The organism is Isoptericola haloaureus (assembly GCF_036689775.1).
In the GTDB taxonomy this organism is placed as follows: Bacteria; Actinomycetota; Actinomycetes; order Actinomycetales; family Cellulomonadaceae; genus Isoptericola; species Isoptericola haloaureus.
The window spans coordinates 98,774-115,707 of sequence record NZ_JBAGLP010000105.1; the positions used below are offsets into that span (position 1 = coordinate 98,774).

General features: G+C 75.0%; 11 protein-coding genes. 5 read left to right on the top strand and 6 right to left on the bottom strand.

The annotated features are described in order from the left end of the window. Positions 1 to 25 precede the first annotated feature (25 nt). Genes V5O49_RS02445 through V5O49_RS02455 form a run of 3 tightly spaced genes read right to left on the bottom strand, consistent with a single transcriptional unit; the run spans position 26 to position 7,078 of the window. Positions 26 to 3,361 carry a S8 family peptidase gene (locus tag V5O49_RS02445; protein ID WP_332900840.1) on the bottom strand — a complete coding sequence of 1,112 codons (3,336 nt, stop codon included), beginning with the start codon at positions 3,359 to 3,361 and terminating at the stop codon, positions 26 to 28. Further along, complete coding sequence (locus V5O49_RS02450) at positions 3,358 to 3,627, bottom strand: hypothetical protein (protein WP_332900841.1); 270 nt, start codon at positions 3,625 to 3,627, stop codon at positions 3,358 to 3,360. The genes V5O49_RS02445 and V5O49_RS02450 overlap by 4 nt, the downstream gene beginning before the upstream one ends. 31 nt (positions 3,628 to 3,658) lie before the next feature. Next, complete coding sequence (locus V5O49_RS02455; RefSeq protein ID WP_332900842.1) at positions 3,659 to 7,078, bottom strand: ATP-binding protein; 3,420 nt, start codon at positions 7,076 to 7,078, stop codon at positions 3,659 to 3,661. A 123-nt stretch (positions 7,079 to 7,201) separates the two neighbouring features. On the opposite strand from V5O49_RS02455, the gene V5O49_RS02460 reads away from it, so the two are divergent. Next, positions 7,202 to 7,723, top strand: coding sequence for an O-acetyl-ADP-ribose deacetylase (locus V5O49_RS02460; protein WP_278235975.1), 522 nt, complete (start codon positions 7,202 to 7,204; stop codon positions 7,721 to 7,723). A 182-nt stretch (positions 7,724 to 7,905) separates the two neighbouring features. Next, entirely contained in the window at positions 7,906 to 9,111 is a 1,206-nt protein-coding gene (locus tag V5O49_RS02465; RefSeq protein WP_332900843.1) for a beta-ketoacyl-[acyl-carrier-protein] synthase family protein, read from the top strand. A gap of 133 nt (positions 9,112 to 9,244) precedes the next feature. On the opposite strand, the gene V5O49_RS02470 is transcribed toward V5O49_RS02465, so the two are convergent. Continuing rightward, positions 9,245 to 12,931: a S8 family serine peptidase gene (locus tag V5O49_RS02470; protein ID WP_332900844.1), complete on the bottom strand. Its 3,687-nt coding sequence runs from the start codon at positions 12,929 to 12,931 to the stop codon at positions 9,245 to 9,247. Positions 12,932 to 13,072: 141 nt separating this feature from the next. Here V5O49_RS02470 and V5O49_RS02475 point away from each other — a divergent pair, with 141 nt between their 5' ends. Continuing rightward, positions 13,073 to 14,149 (top strand): hypothetical protein, encoded by a 1,077-nt coding sequence (locus V5O49_RS02475; protein WP_332900845.1) that lies wholly within the window; start codon positions 13,073 to 13,075, stop codon positions 14,147 to 14,149. Then, positions 14,146 to 14,748, top strand: a complete 603-nt coding sequence (locus V5O49_RS02480) for a DNA-3-methyladenine glycosylase I (RefSeq protein WP_332900846.1) — start codon at positions 14,146 to 14,148, stop codon at positions 14,746 to 14,748. The genes V5O49_RS02475 and V5O49_RS02480 overlap by 4 nt, the downstream gene beginning before the upstream one ends. On the opposite strand, the gene V5O49_RS02485 is transcribed toward V5O49_RS02480, so the two are convergent. Together V5O49_RS02485 and V5O49_RS02490 are read right to left on the bottom strand one after the other, a co-directional pair. Next, on the bottom strand, positions 14,745 to 15,194 hold the full coding sequence (locus tag V5O49_RS02485) for a hypothetical protein (protein WP_332900847.1): 450 nt from the start codon (positions 15,192 to 15,194) through the stop codon (positions 14,745 to 14,747). The two genes, V5O49_RS02480 and V5O49_RS02485, sit on opposite strands and share 4 nt — an antisense overlap. Positions 15,195 to 15,223: 29 nt before the next feature. Further along, positions 15,224 to 15,682 (bottom strand): DoxX family protein, encoded by a 459-nt coding sequence (locus V5O49_RS02490; RefSeq protein ID WP_332900848.1) that lies wholly within the window; start codon positions 15,680 to 15,682, stop codon positions 15,224 to 15,226. Positions 15,683 to 15,758: 76 nt separating this feature from the next. Between V5O49_RS02490 and V5O49_RS02495 the strand changes: the two genes are divergently transcribed. After that, complete coding sequence (locus tag V5O49_RS02495) at positions 15,759 to 16,883, top strand: App1 family protein (protein ID WP_332900849.1); 1,125 nt, start codon at positions 15,759 to 15,761, stop codon at positions 16,881 to 16,883. Positions 16,884 to 16,934: the final 51 nt, after the last annotated feature.

Here is a 16,934-nt window from a genome sequence, read left to right on the forward strand (position 1 = left end):
CGTCGTCGTGGACGAGCCCTCGGGCTCAGTCCACGAGCACCGCCCGCAGCAGGGTCTGGTCGACCGTGCTGCCCGCGGTGTCCTCCACCGCGAGACGGAACCCGACCACGTCACCGGGTGCGAGGTGCTCCTCGCCGATGACGAGCTTGCCGGACGACGTCACGGCTTTCGGGTTGACCTTCGTCCAGGTCTCCCCGCCGTCCGTCGTCCACGCGGCGGCCGTCACGGTCGCCTCTCCCTCGGCGTCGAGCACCTCGACGTCGACCTGCAGGGCACGACCGGAATCCGCGTGCCCGAGGCGGTCCAGGTTCGCGTCGTAGCGCACGTTGAGCACCGACGACTCGACCGGCTCCGCGGAACCGCCCTCGGCCGTGAATCCCCAGGTCGTGTCCACCCGGCCGCCCGACGGGAATGCCGAGCCGGCGTCGTAGGTGCGGCGCACCTCGAAGCGGGCCGGTATCTCGTCGGGGAGCTGCACGGAGTAGGTGTCGTACGACAGGGTCCGGGTCGTGAGCTTCTCACCGTCGCGCAGCACCGAGAGCGACGCCGTGGTCTGCGGCGGCCAGCTCCAGTCGGCGTACCGCCCGAGGTGGCCGCCGTTGTCCACGAAGTCGTTGAGGCGCAGGCGCATCTCGGACCCGAGGGTCTCGGCGATCGCGTGGGTCGTGAACGGCCCGCCGTTCCACACCTGGGACGTCCGCTCGCCCGGCTCGTACTGGGAGTAGGTGCGGTCGACGTTCATCTCGACCGTGCCGATCCGCTGGTACAGCAGGCGCTGCCACACGATGTCCGGCGTCATGTAGTCCACACGGTCCGTGGGCAGTGGGACGAACGACGGCGAGGCCGAGTCGATCCCGACCGAGCCGGGGATCCGCGCGAGCGTGTGCTCCTGGACCGTCGTCTCGACGCCCGGGCCGTCCCACCGGTGCTCGACGCGTGCCAGCTCGGCCTGGTCCTGGGTCGACAGGACCATGGGCTCGTCGGCGACCTCGTCGTGCACGTACCCGAGGTCCCACATCGTGGCGGTGTCGCCGGCGCGGTTGTCGCTGCCGGCCTCGGCCAGACGCCAGTGCTCGGAGAAGATGACGGTGTCCTCCGTGAGCCCCGCCGTGGGCGAGACGAGCATGTCGTCGGTGGAGAACTGGCCGTAGCTGCCGCCCGCGAGGATCCCGGTGTCGATCGTGGCGCCGTTCGCCGCCTCGCGCGCCAGCCCGGCCACGAGGAACTCCGGCCGGGTCTCCTGGCCCTCGAGCGTCAGCGAGTACTCCCGCGTGTCGCGGGCGTCCAGCACGACGACGCCCGAGTCGTCGATCTCGTCGGCCGTGAGGATCGCGACCGCCGGCGAGCCGTCGGGCTTCGGGACGGCGACCGTCGAGACCGCGGCGAAGCGGCCCGGGTTGACCCGCACGCTCGCCGTGCCGTCCTCACCGGTCCGCACACCCATGCGCTCACCGGTGTCCAGGTTGATCAGCGACACCGGGGCGTAGGCCATCGGCATGCCGTCCGTGGACAGCACCCGGGCCGTGACGATCTCGGCACGGTCCAGCGTCATCGGCACCCGCATGCCGGGCACGTCGGCGTCGCGCGGCGTGAGCCCCACGAAACCCTCGTACATGCCGATGGGGACACCGGTGCTGTCCACGCTCACCGTGAGCTCGGCCTCGCCGCCCGGCTCGATCTCGACGACCGAGGGCGTGATCTCGTAGAGGCCGTCCGGGCCGTCACGGTGGGACATCGTCGAGAGCCAGCCCTCGACGTCGGCCACCACGGTCTCGGTCCCCGTGTTGGTGACGGTGACCGTGCGCTCGAGCTGCACGTCGTCGGCGCCGATCCGGCCCAGGGCCAGCGTCGACTCCGCGGGCAGCAGCGTCTGGTCGGTCGCGGCCGGGACGTCCACGATGCCCGCGCCGACGTGGTTCACCGCACCCTGCGGCGTGGCCGAGGCGGTGAGCGCGCTCTTGATCTGCTCACCGGTCCACTCGGGGTGCGCCTGCGCGACGATCGCGGCGGCGCCGGCGACGTGCGGCGACGCCATCGAGGTGCCGGACATCGTCTGGTACAGCGGATCGCTGCCGTTGCCGGTACCGGCGGCGCGGGCGGCGGTGATGAACACGCCCGGGCCGGCGATCTCCGGCTTGATGCCACCGCCGATGCGCGGACCGCGGCTGGAGAACCCGGCGATGTTGCCGGCCGAGTCGACGGCCGCGACGGCGAGCGCCCGGTCCGCGACGGCCGGGGTCGCGACGGTGGAGACGCCGGGGCCGGAGTTGCCGGCCGCGACGACGAACAGCGTGTCGCTGTCCTCGGCGAGGGCGTCGAGCGCCACGCTCACCGGGTCGGTGCCGTCGGAGGCGCCCCCGCCGAGCGACATGTTGACGACCTCGGCGCCCTGCTCGACCGCCCAGGCCATGCCGGCGATGACACCCGAGTCGCTGCCGTAGCCCTCGTCGTCGAGCACGCGCCCGATGAGGAGGTCGGCCTCGGGTGCGACGCCCTGCCGCACGCCCGGGGCGCCCGCGCCGGTCCCGGCGACGGTGGCGGCGACGTGGGTGCCGTGGCCGTGCACGTCGTCGACCGACCCGGAGCCGGTGAAGTCCGCGGAGAGCTCCACCTGGCCCTCGATGTCGGGGTGGGTGAGGTCGATGCCGGTGTCCAGCACGGCGACGTCGACGCCCTCGCCGGTCAGGCCCTCCTCCCACGCGGTGGGTGCTCCCACCTGCGTGAGGTTCGTGTCGAGGGCCGAGACCTCGACGCGGCCGTCGAGCCAGATCTTCTCCACGCCGGCGAGCGGGTCCAGACGGCGTGCCGAGGAGTCGGCCGCGCCCGCCGCCCGGGCGGCGAGCAGCGCGCCGAGCCGGGTCGTGTCCTCCTTGTCGAGGTCGCCGGCGACGCCGTCGACGGCCGGCAGCGACAGCGTGCCGTCGAGCGGCAGGCCCGCGCCGCGCGTCGAGCGGACGCTCACGTCGCGCTGGACGATCAGCGGCAGGCTGTCCATCGCCTCGTCGGTGAAGCCGTCGGCGACCAGGTCGGTCACGTTGAAGAGCTCACGGTCGAGGAAGGACCCGGTGAGCGGGGCGACGTCGCTCGGCACCAGATAGGTGTCGCCGTCGACCTCGCTCCGCAGGAACACGACCTCCCGGTCCGTGCCGTCCGCGGGTCGGACCACGTAGGTGGTCTGCCCGTCGGCGTCGACGTTCACGGTGACTCGGTCACCCGTGAGGAGCGTGACGGTGTCGGAGCTGACGATCTCGGGTGCGTCGGTCGCGGCCGGCTCGGCGGGTTGCGCCGAGGCGGTGACGGCCGGAGCGGCGAGCGCGAGGGCGAGGGCGATGCCCGCGACCCGTGCGTGCTGGCGTCTCATGCGGTTCTCCTGGTGGTGGGGTGGGGTGCCGTGCGGAGGCGGACGACGGCGCCGTCCGGACCGAGCTCGGCATGCAGCGGCGGGTGCTCCTCGCACCACGCCGCCAGCTCGGTCAGGACGTCCAGGCCGTTGAGCCGCACCTCGAGCACGCCGTCGTCCGGCAGCTCGGCACGGCGACGGGCGAGCAGGGGCATGAGCCGCCCCCACGGCTCGTCCCCCGCCTCGACGACGACGCACGCCGTCGTCCTGTGGTCCTGCGTGGCCATCGGCCACCTCCTCACGTCGTGTGGTGGGAGGCTAGGAGGAGGCCGTTACCGTGCCGTTCCCCGGCCGATCACCGCAGGTCAGACGCTCGGCACGGGCGAGCAGCGGAGGACTCGGCATCGCCCGGGCGAGCTGTCGCGCCGCCGTCGCGTAGCGCCGTGCCCCGCGTGCGTCGCCCGCCGCGCAGCGGGCCTCGGCGAGCGCCAGCGACACCCGGAGCTCCAGGAGCCGATCCGCGTGGTCGACGCAGGTCGACAGCACGGCCTCGCCCGCGGTCGCCGCCTCGTCGTGCCGGCCGAGCCCGGCGAGCACCCGCACCCGCACCGGTGCCAGGACGGGGAGGCCGGCGACCGGCCCGGCGGCGTCGAGGATCTCCTGCGCAGCGCCCGCCCTGCCCCGCGCGAGCTCGAGCTCCGCCCGCGTCCGGCACGCCCCGGCCACCACCTGCGGGTCCCCGCCGACGCCGAGCCCGTCTACCTCTCGCAGGTGCTCCGCGGCCTCGTCCGGGTCCCCCTGGTCCAGGCGCGTCTGCGCCAGGCCGAGCAGGACGTAGCGCAGGCACCAGGTGGCCCCGAACGGTCGGACGAGGTCCACGGCCGCCCGGGCGAGCCGTTCGGCGTCGGCGGTCCGTCCCCGCAGGTGCAGGAGTCGCGCCAGGTTGCCCCGCTCGAAGGCGATGGAGGTGGGGTCGGCGACCTGCTCGGCCGCGGCGAGGGCCCGCTCGGCGTAGGCCACCGCCTCGGTGAGGTAGCCGGTCGCGGACGAGAGCTCCGCGAGCGAGGAGAGCACCCGGGTGAGCTGCTCGGCGTCGCCCGAGGCCTCGGCGGCCGCGAGCGCCTCGAGGCCGACGTCGCGCGCCGCGGTGAGGTCCCCGAGCATCACCAGGGCGGTGACCTCGTTGCTCAGCGCCCGGGACCGGGCGACCGTCCCGGTCTCCCCGACCTGGCGGGCCAGGCCGCCCGCCGCCCGTGCGGACGCGAGGGCGTCGGGGTACCGCCCGGTCATGAAGGCGAGCACCGCCGCGGACAGGTGGTGCTCGGCGACGGCGACCGTCTCCGCGGCGGAGCCGGTGGCCGCCCGGTCCGGGACCGGGTGGTCGGCCAGCAGGGCTGCCGCCTCCTCGGGGCGTCCACCGCGGGCGTGCAGCTCGGCGAGCATCGCGACGGCGCGCAGCCGGGTCGTGCCGTCGTCGGCCCCGACGACGTCGAGCGCGCTCTCCAGCGTGGCCGCGGCGGCCGTGTACTCGGCGAGCAGCCGCTGCTCGACCGCGAGCTCGAGGAGCAGGTCGGCCTGCCGCGCCGCGGGCCTGCGCACGGGCAGCGACAGCGCACGGCGCAGGTGCTCGGCCGCGGCGTCGTGGGCGCCGACCCTCGACGCGTGGCGCGCGGCGGCCACCAGCGCCTCCTCCGCGGCGGGGTCCTCGGCGCCGAGCGCGTGCCAGGCGATCAGGTCGAGGGCGTCGGGCCGGTGGTGACGGACCGTCGCCAGGTGGGCGGCGTGGATCGCGCGGCGGGTCGCCTCGCCCGTGCGCCGGGCGCACACCAGCCTCGTCATCGGGTGGGCCATCGCGTAGCCGAGCACCTGGCGTCCGGCCACGACCGTCCTGCGCGTCTCGACCATCCGGGCGTCGGCGGCGCGGTCGAGCGCCGCGGCCAGCGCGGCGGGGCCGGGGGCGGGATGGACGCCGTCGCGCACGACGTCCGCCAGCTCCGGCAGCGAGGTCGTGCCGGGCCGGGCAGCGACCGCCGCGAGCACGCTGCGGACGGTCTCGTCGAGCCGGTCGATCCGCGCACCGACGAGGTCGAGCACGCCCGCCGGGACGTCGGGGACGTCGGCCTCGGGGCTCCCGGCGTCGTCGGCGGTACCGTCCGCGAGCGCCCGCGCCACCTCGAGGGCGAACATCGGGTTGCCCAGCGAGAGCGCCCAGACCTGGTCGAGCGTCCGCGGGTCCGCGACCCGCCCGCCGAGGGTCTCGCGCACCAGGGCGTCGCACTCGGTGCGGGCGAGCCGCATCAGCTCCAGCCGCCGGCCGTGCCCGTGCCGGACGAGCGCGTCGAGCACCTGGCGGCTCTCCTCGGCGGAGCCGGGCTCGTCGTCGCGCAGCGTGGCCAGGACGCGCCAGCGCGACCCGGGCCGCCGGGCGAGGTGGTACAGCAGGTGGAGCGAGCCGACGTCCGCGGCGTGCAGGTCCTCGAGCACGACGAGCGAGACCCCGCGGGCGACGTCGTCGAGGAAAGCGCCCACCGCCGGGAACAGTCGGCTGCGCGGCACGGCCTCCGCCCCCGGGCCGAGGGTCGGCAGCAGCGTGACCAGCTCGGGGTACTCCGTCGCGACCGCGGTCCGGGACCCGGCGTCGAGAGCGGCGACGTGGGCGTCGAGGGCGGCGACGACCGGCCCGTAGGGACTCTTGACGACGGCGTCGTCGGTCGACCCCCACAGCACGGTGCCGCCGTCCGCGCGCACCGCGTCCGACGCCGCGGCGGCGAGCCGGGACTTGCCGACGCCGGCCTCGCCGGACAGCAGCGTGACGCGCGGGCCGGGGGCCAGCACCAGGTTGAGCGTCCGGTGCTGCGCAGGGGTCAACGCCGCCCGCACCTCGTCGACGCCTCTCCGGGCGTCGGGAGCGCGGGCGGCGTCCGGCAGGTCGGGCTCCGCCCCCGGGGACGGTGTCACCGACGGGGCCTGCCGGGCGACCGTCCGGGCGTAGAGCGCGGCGATCTCGGCCCCGGGCGAGGTCCCGAAGTCGTCGCGCAGGGCCTGCACGCACCGGTGGTACTGCGCGAGCGCCCGTCGGCGGTGGCCCAGGGCGAGGTGGGCACGCATGAGACCGAGGTGCGCGGCCTCGTCGGCCGGCGCGTGCTCCAGCACGTCGAGCAGGGGCGTGATGGCAGCCTCCGGCCGTCCGGCGTCGAGACGGGCCTCGGCGACGGCGTGCAGGACACGGTCGCGAAGGTCGGAGAGCCGCAGGCGGTCCGCCGCCGCCCACTCGGCGTGCCGGTCCTCCGGCAGCAGCTCGCGGGTCAGCAGCGCCGCGGCCTCGGCCAGGGCGTCGGCGTCCCCGCGCAGCCCGTCCTGCGCCGCACGGACGGCGTCGTGCACGTCGACGGTCACGAGGTCGGGGTGCAGCGCCAGGAGCTCGCCGTCCTGGACGACGTAGGAGGAGTTCGTGCGGGGTGGCAGCTCGGGCTCGACCGCGTGGCGGGCGGCGTGCAGGGCCACGCGCAGGTTGCGCCGGGCGGCGGTCTCGTCGGCGTCGGGCCAGCAGGCGGCCGCGACGGCGTCCCGGTGCATCCGCCGTCCGTCGGCGAGGGCGAGCAGCTTGAGCACCGTCTGCGCCCGGGGACGGCGCCAGCGTTCGACCACCGGGGCGCCTCCGGCTCGCGTCGCCACGAAGCCGCCGAGGAGCGAGAGGTGGAGGCGCGGGACCGCCGTCGTCGACGTGTCCCCGTGCATGGCCGTATTGAAGCACGGCGGTGTTGCAGGGACGGTCCGGGGCCGGCGTCCGCTGACCGGGGCCGGGCCGAGGGCGTACCGTCGAGAGTGTCGACGACGGACCCCACCCGAGGAGGCGCACCCGTGCAGATCACCATCGAGCAGGGCGACATCACCACCGTCGAGGTCGACGCGATCGTCAACGCCGCCAACTCCTCGCTGCTGGGCGGCGGCGGGGTGGACGGCGCGATCCACGCGGCGGCCGGGCCGCGGCTGCTGGAGGCCTGCCGCGCGCTGCGCCGCTCCACGCTCCCCGACGGCCTCGGGGTGGGCGACGCCGTCGTGACTCCCGGCTTCGACCTGCCGGCCGACTGGGTCGTGCACACCGTCGGGCCCAACCGTCACCAGGGCGAGACCGACCCGGAGCTGCTCGCCTCGTGCTTCCGCACGTCGCTCGGGCTGGCCGCCGACGCCAAGTCCCGCACCCTCGCGTTCCCGGCCGTCAGCGCCGGCGTCTACGGCTGGGACGCCGACGAGGTCGCGCGGATCGCTGTCGACACCGTCCGCGCCTGGGACGACGAGAACCCGGCGGCGCTGGACGAGGTGCGGTTCGTGCTGTTCAGCCAGGACGTCCGCGAGGCGTTCGCCCGCACCGCGGAAGGCTGAGCCCTCGCTGGAGCGGGCGAGGCGTGCCGACTCTGGTGCACCGTCCCCGCCCAGTCCTCCATAAAACTGCAGGTCAGCGGCGCGCCGACGCCCCATCCCGCAGAACCGGCCCGGATGCGGCACAGTGGCAGAAGGTTGCGCCGGGCGGCGGTCGCGACACGGGCAGGGAGGACTGGGAGCGCGTGCACGAGACGGTGATCACCGGGCTGGGGGCCGTGACCCCCGTCGGCCTGACCACCAAGGAGACGTGGCACGCACTGACGGCCGGGACCTCCGGGGTCGGACGGTTGACGTACGACTGGGCACAGGACATCCCGGTGCGCATCGCCGCGGAGGTCGACGACGCCTTCGCGGATCCCCTCGGTACCGCCCTGCGGCGCCGGACGGACCGCAGCGAGCAGCTCGCCGTCGTCGCGGCCCGCCAGGCGTGGGAGCACGCCGGCTTTCCCGAGGTCGAGCCCGAACGGCTCGGAGTGGCCGTCGGCACGGCCAACGGCGGCTTCGGGACCACCGTCTCCCAGCAGGACCTGTTCCGCGCCGGCGGGCACCGCCGGGTCAGCCCGCACGCGATCACCATGGTGATGCCGAACGGCCCCGCCGCCTGGACCTCGATCGACCTCGGCGCCCGGGCCGGTGCGCGGGCGCCCGTGAGCGCCTGCGCCGCCGGGGTCGAGGCCATCCTCACGGCCCGGGCGATGATCCGCTCCGGGGACGCCGACGTCGTCGTCTGCGGCGGGGTCGAGTCCAGCATCGTCGACCTGTGCCTGTCCGGCTTCGCCCGGGCACGGGCGATGTCGACCCGCAACGAGGCCCCGCAGCAGGCGTCCCGCCCGTTCGACCAGGGCCGGGACGGGTTCGTCATGGGCGAGGGGTGCGTCGTGCTCGTGCTGGAGTCCGAGCGGCACGCGCGGGCCCGCGGAGCACCGGTGCTCGGTGCCGTCGCCGGCGGCGCCCTGACCTCCGACGCCCACGACATCGTCGGCGGCGAGCCGGGGAACCAGGCCCGCACGATCGGCATGGCCCTGCGGTCGGCGGATCTGGACCCGGGCGACGTCGGCCTCGTGCACGCCCACGCCACCTCCACGCCGTCGGGCGACCTCAACGAGGCGCTGGCGCTGGGCAGCGTGTTCGGCACCCCGCCCCCGGTGGTGGCCACCAAGGCCTCGACCGGTCACCTCATGGGTGCCTCGGGTGCGCTCGGGGCGCTGGTCGCACTGCTCGCGATGCGTGACGGCGCCGTGCCCCCGACCCTCAACCTCGAGGAGCCCGACCCGCAGATCGACCTGGACGTGGTGACCGCGCTGCGGCCGACGACGGCGCGGCACGCCCTGGTCGACGCCTTCGGGTTCGGCGGGCACAGCGCCTCGCTCGTGGTCTCGGCCGCCTGACCTCGAACGACGGCAGTGACCCCGGGGAGGCGACGAGCGAGCCGGTCCGGTGCATCGTCCTGGGGACGGTGCACCGGACCGGCTCGCTCGGTCCCGGCGGGACAGGTGCCGGCAGGTCAGGCGCGGGCGGGGATCAGCTCAGGCCGACGGCCCGGACGATCTCCTGGGTGACCCCGTTGCCGGCGTCGTCCTGGATCTCGGCCCGCAGCGACACCGAGTCGGCGCCGCGCGGGGCGTCCAGCTCCAGCGTCCACCGGCCCTCGCCGTCGGGCGAGGTGACGGCGGGCGACCACGTCGCCCCCTCGTCGTAGGAGACCTCGACGGCGACGTCACCGAGGGTGCCGGTCCCGACGGCCTCGGCCTCGTGGTGCGCCGTCACGGCGATCTCCACCGGGTGGCCCGCCGGGATCGTGCCGGTCAGGTCCGTGGGCACGTCGTAGCCGAGCGAGATGATCGGCACGAGCCCCTCGGGCGACGCCTGGTCGTGGACGAACGTCCACGCGGTCGACGTCGACGACGAGTACGGCCACGTCTCCGGCGCGAGGGTCGTGTCCATCTCGTACCGGTAGGTGTGCGCCCCCTCGACCTCCGGCACCCAGCCCTGGAAGGCCTGCGAAGGCCGCTCCCGGACGAGCTCGTCGTCCTGGTAGAGCCGGGTCGTCACCGTGCGGCCCGACGAGGAGAAGGTCCCCGTCAGGTCGCCGTTGCTGCTGGCGTACGGCACGTTGAGTCGGAAGTAGGCGCCGGACGCCTGCGACTTCCAGAAGCCCGGCCCCTGGTGCGGCGCGGCGACGCCGAACCAGTCGATCGTCGTGCGCTCCCCCGGGGCGTACTGCTGGGTGTCGTCGCGCACCGACCAGCCGCTGGTCGAGGACACCTCGGCGTACCAGGCCGAGGACTCGCCCGGCGCCGAGAGATACGTGAGCGTCTCGCCGCCCGTGGTCCGCGGCGTGACACCGCCGAAGCAGTACCGCCCGTAGTCGGGGCAGTCGTACCGGCCGATGTACGCGAGCCGCGACTCCGGGTCGGCGAGCCGGTCGGTGACCTGCACGAGCTCCGAGGCCTGCGGGGCGACCGTCAGGTCCGCGGGGAGCTCGTCGGCCCAGGTGTGGGCGATCTCGTACGAGTAGTCCGGGAACGCCGTGGCCGTGCCCCGGAAGCGCGGACCGGACCCGGCGGCGAGGAGCTCGGCGCCCTCGTCGGCCGACACCGAGACCACGGGCAGGGCGGTGGCACCGGCGTAGGTGTAGAGCGTGCCCGGCCCGTCGTTGACGACCACGAGCAGGGCGGCGCCCGCCGCGGCGGCGTCCCGGTTCACGGAGTACAGCGGGGTCGTCCCGCCGGCCTCGATCACGACGGCCTTGCCCTCGACGTCGGCGGCCTCGATCTCCTCGGACGTGCCCGTGGAGAGCACGACGGCGTCGAGGTCGACCTTGCCGTCGAGCCGGCTGCTGCCGATCTGGTAGACGGGGTCCAGCGCGACCGAGCCGGGCGTCTTGGCCCGCAGGTCGAGCAGCGGCGCCGTGCGTGACCACCGGCTGGTGAACGAGTACTTCTCGCCGGCGACCTCGCCCGTGGGGTTGGTCCACACCTCCACGCCCGGGGTGACGGAGACCGACGTCAGGAACGTCGTGTAGGGCGTGTTCTCGAGACCGGCGTCGTGGAACCATTCGACGCGACCCGAGTACTCGGCGCTCGCCCGCGGCGTCTCGAGCTGCACCGGGTTCGTGTCCCGGGTGTCGAGGACGAGGTCGACGTCGCCGTCGGTCACCGCCAGGTGCGGCGCGTTGAGCCAGTAGGTGCGGTCGGTGCCGTCGGTGTCGACGTAGCGCAGCTCGACGGACGCGGCGAAGATGCCCGGGGCGACACGCACCACGCCCTCGCCGGACTCCTCGTCAGGCGTCACGTAGGTGAAGTCCGTGGTGCCGTACCGATACAGCATGACCTCGGCCGGGAGCGGCTCCCCGTCGAGGCCGAGCACGCTGACCGTCAGGTCGTAGCGCTCGTCCTCGCGGGTGAGGCCGGTGCCGGTGCGCGCGACGACGGTGCCGTCCGCGGTGGTGGCGACGACCTCGCCGAGGTAGTGGCCCGGGTCCGGCACGGTGCCGAACGCGGCCGAGGCCTCGACGTCGACCGACCCGCCAGCCGGCACGACGACGCTGGCCTCCGACAGCCGGACGAGGTCCGCGGCGCCGTCGGTGGTCGACGTCAGGTCGAGCTCGACGTCGGTGTCGGTGTCGTTGCTGTAGGTGAGGGTGCGGGTCTGGGGCTCCGGGTCCTCGTCGCCCCAGGCGACCTTGCCGAAGTACACCGACCCGGTGGCGTCGACGCCGTCGAGCGCGGCGGGCACGTCGAGCCGGCCGGTGCCGACCTCGTAGAGCGTGTAGTCCAGCGGCGTGGCGGACGACATGACCGCGTCCTTGATCCGCTGCGCACCCCACCCGGGGTTGGCCGCCTTGAGGATGGCGGCGGCGCCGGCGACGTGCGGGGACGCCATCGAGGTGCCGCTCATCGAACGGTAGTCCCCGGAGCCGGACGAGAACTGCGAGCGCGCGGCACTGATGCCGACGCCCGGTGCGGCGACGTCCGGCTTGAGGCCGTCGTCGAGCCCGCGGGGGCCGCGCGAGGAGAAGTACGCGAGGCGGTCGCTGTCGTCGGTCGCCGCGACCGTGAGCGCGGCGTCCGCCGTGCCCGGGCTGGTCACCGTGCCCACGGCACCGGAGTTGCCGGCGGAGACGACGAACAGCGCGTCCGTCTCGGCCGTCAGCGCGTTGACCGCCTGGGCGATCGGGTCCGTCTGGTCCGTCCGGCTGGAGTCACCGAGGCTCATGTTGACCACGTCGGCGTCGGCCGTCGTCGCGGCCCACTCCATGCCCGCGATGATCCACGAGTCCTGGCCGTAGCCGTCGTCGCCGAGCACCTTGCCCACGGCGACGTCGGCACCCGGTGCGACGCCGGTGTTCGCACCCTCGCTCGCGGCGCCGGACCCGGCGACCGTCGAGGCCACGTGCGTCCCGTGCCCGTGCGCGTCCACGACCGTCTCACCCGGCACGAACGACTCGGTGAGGGTGACGACGTCCGCCAGGTCGGGGTGCTCGGCGTCGACGCCGGTGTCCAGCACGGCGACCGTGGCGCCGGTGCCGTCGTGACCGTCGTCCCACGCCTCCGGAGCGCCGACGAGCGGCACGCTGACGTCGAGGGAGGCTTCCATGCGGCCGTCGAGCCAGAGCTTCGACAGGCCGCCACGGAGGCGGCCCTCGGACGCCGCGCGGCTGGTCGGTGCCGCGGTGACCGCCTCCCAGAACGCGGTGGCCTCGTCGCTGTCCGTCACGAGGGCGGCACCGTCGACGGAGGCGAGGTCGAGCTTCTTCGCCGCGCCCGGCGGCACGGTCGGCTTGCCGCGCAGGCGCGTGTCGTACTGCGCGATGACCGGCAGGCCGTCCACGCTCGCGTCGTCGTACCCGTCCTCGAGGAGGCCCGTGACGTTGAAGAGCTCCTCGTCGAGGGCCCCGGAGGCGAGGTACGGGTCGGCCGCGGCGGGCACCACGTAGAGGTCGCCGCCGATCTCCATCGTGCGCGCGGGTCCGGTCGCGCCGGGCGCGGGGTCGACGGTGACGGCCTGCTGGCCGTCACCGGTCGGCGAGACGTGCACGACGTCCCCGGTGACGAGCGTGACGGTGGTCGTCTCGTCGACGAGGGTCGTCGTGGTCGGATCGTCCGGAGCGCCGGGTCCGTCCGCACCCAGGGCGGGGAAGGCTCCGGCCGCGAGCACGGCGCCCGCCGCGGTCGCGGCGAGTCCGGCACGGGCAAGTGATCGCATCGTGGTGCCTTTCGTGTGGTCTGGCATCGGTGGTCGGGACAGTGCCAGTTGCCCGGAGCAGGCACAATGACTCCCGGTTGGCGGGTGCCCGCCATGACACGAACCCGCCGACGCACGACGACGCGACGAACGGAGAGGCGCGTGGAGCCCGACACCGCACGTCCCGGCCACGGTCCCGACCTGCTGGAGGCCGCCGTCGGGCTGACCCCCGACCTCCTGCGCACCTACCGGGCCCTGGTGGCCACCTCGTCCTCGGACGCCCGCGGACTCGCGGCCGTCCTGGACTCCCCGGTCGGCCCGGTCCGCACGTGGCTGGACGCGCTGGCGTCGCGGGGGTTCGCCACCCGGCTCGCCGGAGGTGCGCACGGCGCGGGGTCGCGCCGGTTCGTCGCCGTGCCGCCGTCCGTGGCCCTCGGGGAACGGATCGCCGGGTACGAGGGCGCCGTCCGCCGGGCCCGGGCCGAGCTGCACACGCTCGAGGAGGTGTACCGGCTGGCCGGGGTCGAGGGCGGCTCGGACGACGTCGTCCAGGTCGTACGCGGCCCGGACGAGGTGGCGCGCTGGTTCGGACGGGTCCAGGCCGGCGCACGCTCCGAGGTCCTCGCCTTCGTCCAGCACCCCGTGGCCGTGACCAGCGCCGACGAGAACGCCGTCGAGTCCCAGCTCGTCGCCCGGGGGGTGCGCTACCAGGTGCTGCTGGAACGCGCGATGCTCGACGAGTTCCCGGGGGGTCTCGACGAGTTCGCCGCGTCGCTGGACGCCGGCGAGCAGGCGCGGGTGACGACGACGCTGCCGCTGCGCATGATCGTCGTGGACCGCGAGGTCGCCTTCCTGCCCGTGCTCGCCGATCGCGAGCGCGCCGCGGTGGCCGCCCTCGTGGTGCGCTCGGGCGCTCTGCTCGCCGGGCTGGTCGCGCTCTTCGAGGCCTGGTGGGCGACCGCGGTGCCGGTGGTGCTGCACGCCGACGCGACGCACCCGGCCGCCGGCGCCGTGGACGAGACCGACGCCCGGCTGCTGTCGCTGCTGCTGGCCGGGCACACCGACGAGGCCGCCGCCAACCTCCTCGGCACGTCGCTGCGCACCGTCCAGCGCCGGGTGCGCGACCTGATGGAACGCGCCGGGGTCCGCACCCGGTTCCAGCTGGGGTGGCACGCCGCCAGCGCGGGATGGGGTGCCCTGCCCGAGCCGTCGGAGGCGTACGGCACCCTGGGGGCATGACAGAGACCGAGGCCTCCCCCGCCCCCCGTGCCGCGCGCTGCTTCGGCGACGACGACCCGCTCTACGCCGCGTACCACGACACCGAGTGGGGCCACCCGGTCCACGGGGAGGCCGCCCTGCTCGAGCGCATCGCGCTGGAGGGGTTCCAGTCGGGGCTGTCCTGGCTGACGATCCTGCGCAAGCGCGAGGCGTTCCGGGAGGTGTTCGGCGGTTTTGAGCCACGGGCCGTGGCCGCGATGACGCCCGACGACGTCGAGCGGCTGATGGACGACGCCCGGATCGTGCGCAACCGTGCCAAGATCGAGGCGACCGTGGCCAACGGGCGCGCGGTCCTCGCGCTGCACGACGCCGGCCGGAGCCTGGACGAGCTGTTCTGGTCGTTCGCGCCGCCGCCGCGCGACCGGCGGCCGGCGTCCCCCTCCGAGGTCCCGGCCACCACCCCGGAGTCGAAGGCCCTGGCCAAGGCACTGAAGTCCGAGGGCTTCCGGTTCTTCGGGCCGACGACGGCGTACGCCGCGATGCAGGCGTGCGGCCTGGTCGACGACCACCTGGCCACGTGCCCCGTCGTCACCGGTCAGGACGTCGCGTCCGGCCGTTAGGGCTCGACGTCCGCCGGTGACACCTCGTGCCCCGGGCGCCCCGGGGTCCGGCGGTCCTGCTTCATCCGTGCCTCGGCCAGGTGCCGGACGCCTCCGACGAGCTCCTCGCGGGCACGCCGCTCGTGGTCGCGGAACACCTCCCAGTACCCGTCGTCGTAGTCCTCGACGATCTGGAAGGTCCACCGGCCCGGCAGCACGTTGCGGCCGACGAGGTCCTCCGCGATCCGCTGCGCGACGTCGTCGTGCCCGGCCTCGCGGAGCTGGTCGACGGCGGCGCCGAGCGCCAGGTCCGCCTCGCCCGTGAGCTGGTGGAACGTGTACAGGTGGCCACGGGCGCGCTCGACCGTCTCCAACGCCTCGCTCAGCGCGCCGAGAGCCTCGACCGTGGCGTCGGAGACGCCGGGAGGCGTCGTGTGCTCGCCGTCGGGCAGGTCGCTGTCGCTCATCGCTGCATGCTAGGCACGGCGGCGGATGCTCACCCGTCGGAGCGACCGCCGTCGTCCAGCGCCCGCCGCGTCGCCGACCAGGCGCCGGTCGACCACAGGGCCAGCGCCACGAGCACCGGCTGGAAGAAGAGCCGGCCGAACCGCTTGGCGTCGGTGTCGAGCCCGAACCCGTCCTTGTGCTCGAGCCACTGGGCGACGTTGCCGGGGAAGATCACGACGAAGAACGCCGCGGCGACGAGGCCGACCGCGACCTTCCAGCGCGACAGCGCCACGAGCGAGCCGCCGACGACGATCTCCACCACGCCCGAGGCGAGCACCGTGACGTCCTCGTCGACGGGGAACCAGCCCGGCACCTGGGCCTGGAACTCCTCCCGGGCGACGGTCAGGTGCGAGACGCCGGCGCCGGCGAGGGTCAGCCCGAGCCAGACCCGGGCGATCGTCCGCGGCAGGGAGGTGGAGGTCGGTTTCGTGAGCTCGGCGAGATCCATGCGCCGATCGTTCCACCGGCACGACGACGGCGCAGCGCAACGCGCGCTGTCGCTCCCGACCTGGTCGAATGTCGCCATGGACGGATCCGAGGGGCACGAACGGCACCACGACCTGCGCGCGGCGCCGACGGCGCACCCGTCCCAGCGGCCGCACCTGGCCGCCGTCGTCGAGGACGCCTTCTACGACGTCGTGGGACGGATGCTGCGCCGGCTCGGCTGGCGCCCGCGACTGCTCGTGTACACGGGGTACGGCACGCCGGAGAAGGTGCGGGTGATGGCGCGCGTGCTGCTGGGTCCGGCCGGCGCGGCGCGGCGGGACGACCGTCGTCCGCTGCGGCGCGGGTTCCGGCACTTCCTCACGGTCCCGGCACCCGACAGCCCGGTCCGGGTCCGCGTCGGCACGCACGAGGTCGACAGCGTCACCGACCGGGCGGGGTACATCGACCTCGAGCTCTCGCTGCCGGAGGAGGACCCGCTGCCGCCCGGTCGTCAGGAGGCGGTGCTGTCGAGCCTGGAGTCGGCGGAGGCGCCCTCGCTCCCGGCGCCGCTGCTCGTGCTCGACGGGACGACGCGCTTCGGCGTCGTCAGCGACATCGACGACACCACCCTGGTCACCGGTGTCCCCCGCCCGCTGCTGGCCACCTGGAACACGTTCGTGCGCCGGGCCGGGTCGCGCCGCGCGGTGCCGGGGATGGCGGCGCTGTACCGTGCGCTGGAGGAGGCGCACCCGGACGCCGGGTTCTTCTACGTCTCCAACGGCGCGTGGAACACGGCCGCGGCCCTGCGGGCCTTCCTGGCGCGCAGCGGCTACCCGGCCGGCCCGCTGCTGCTGACCGACTGGGGGCCGACCCTGACGGGGTGGTTCCGCAGCGGCCCTCAGCACAAGCGGGCGAGCATCGACCTGCTCATGTCCTGGTTCCCGCACGTGCGGTGGCTGCTGGTGGGCGACGACGGGCAGCACGACCCGGAGATCTACGCCGACGCCGTGCAGCGCTGGCCGGACCGGGTGTGCGCGGTCGCGATCCGGCAGGTCGAGCACGCGAGCGGGAGCGACGCCGCCGAGCACGAGCACACCGGGGAGGGGCCGACGACGGCGGACCCGGCCGGCGGCGGGGAGCCCGGCACGCCGGTGGTCCGGGGCCGCGACGGTGCCGTGCTGGCCGAGCGGCTGGGGCGCCTGCCCGGGGTGCTCGACGGCTGAGGGCCCGTCCGCCGGGCGGCTCCCGGCGGACGGGCCCTCGCCGTCCTCCCG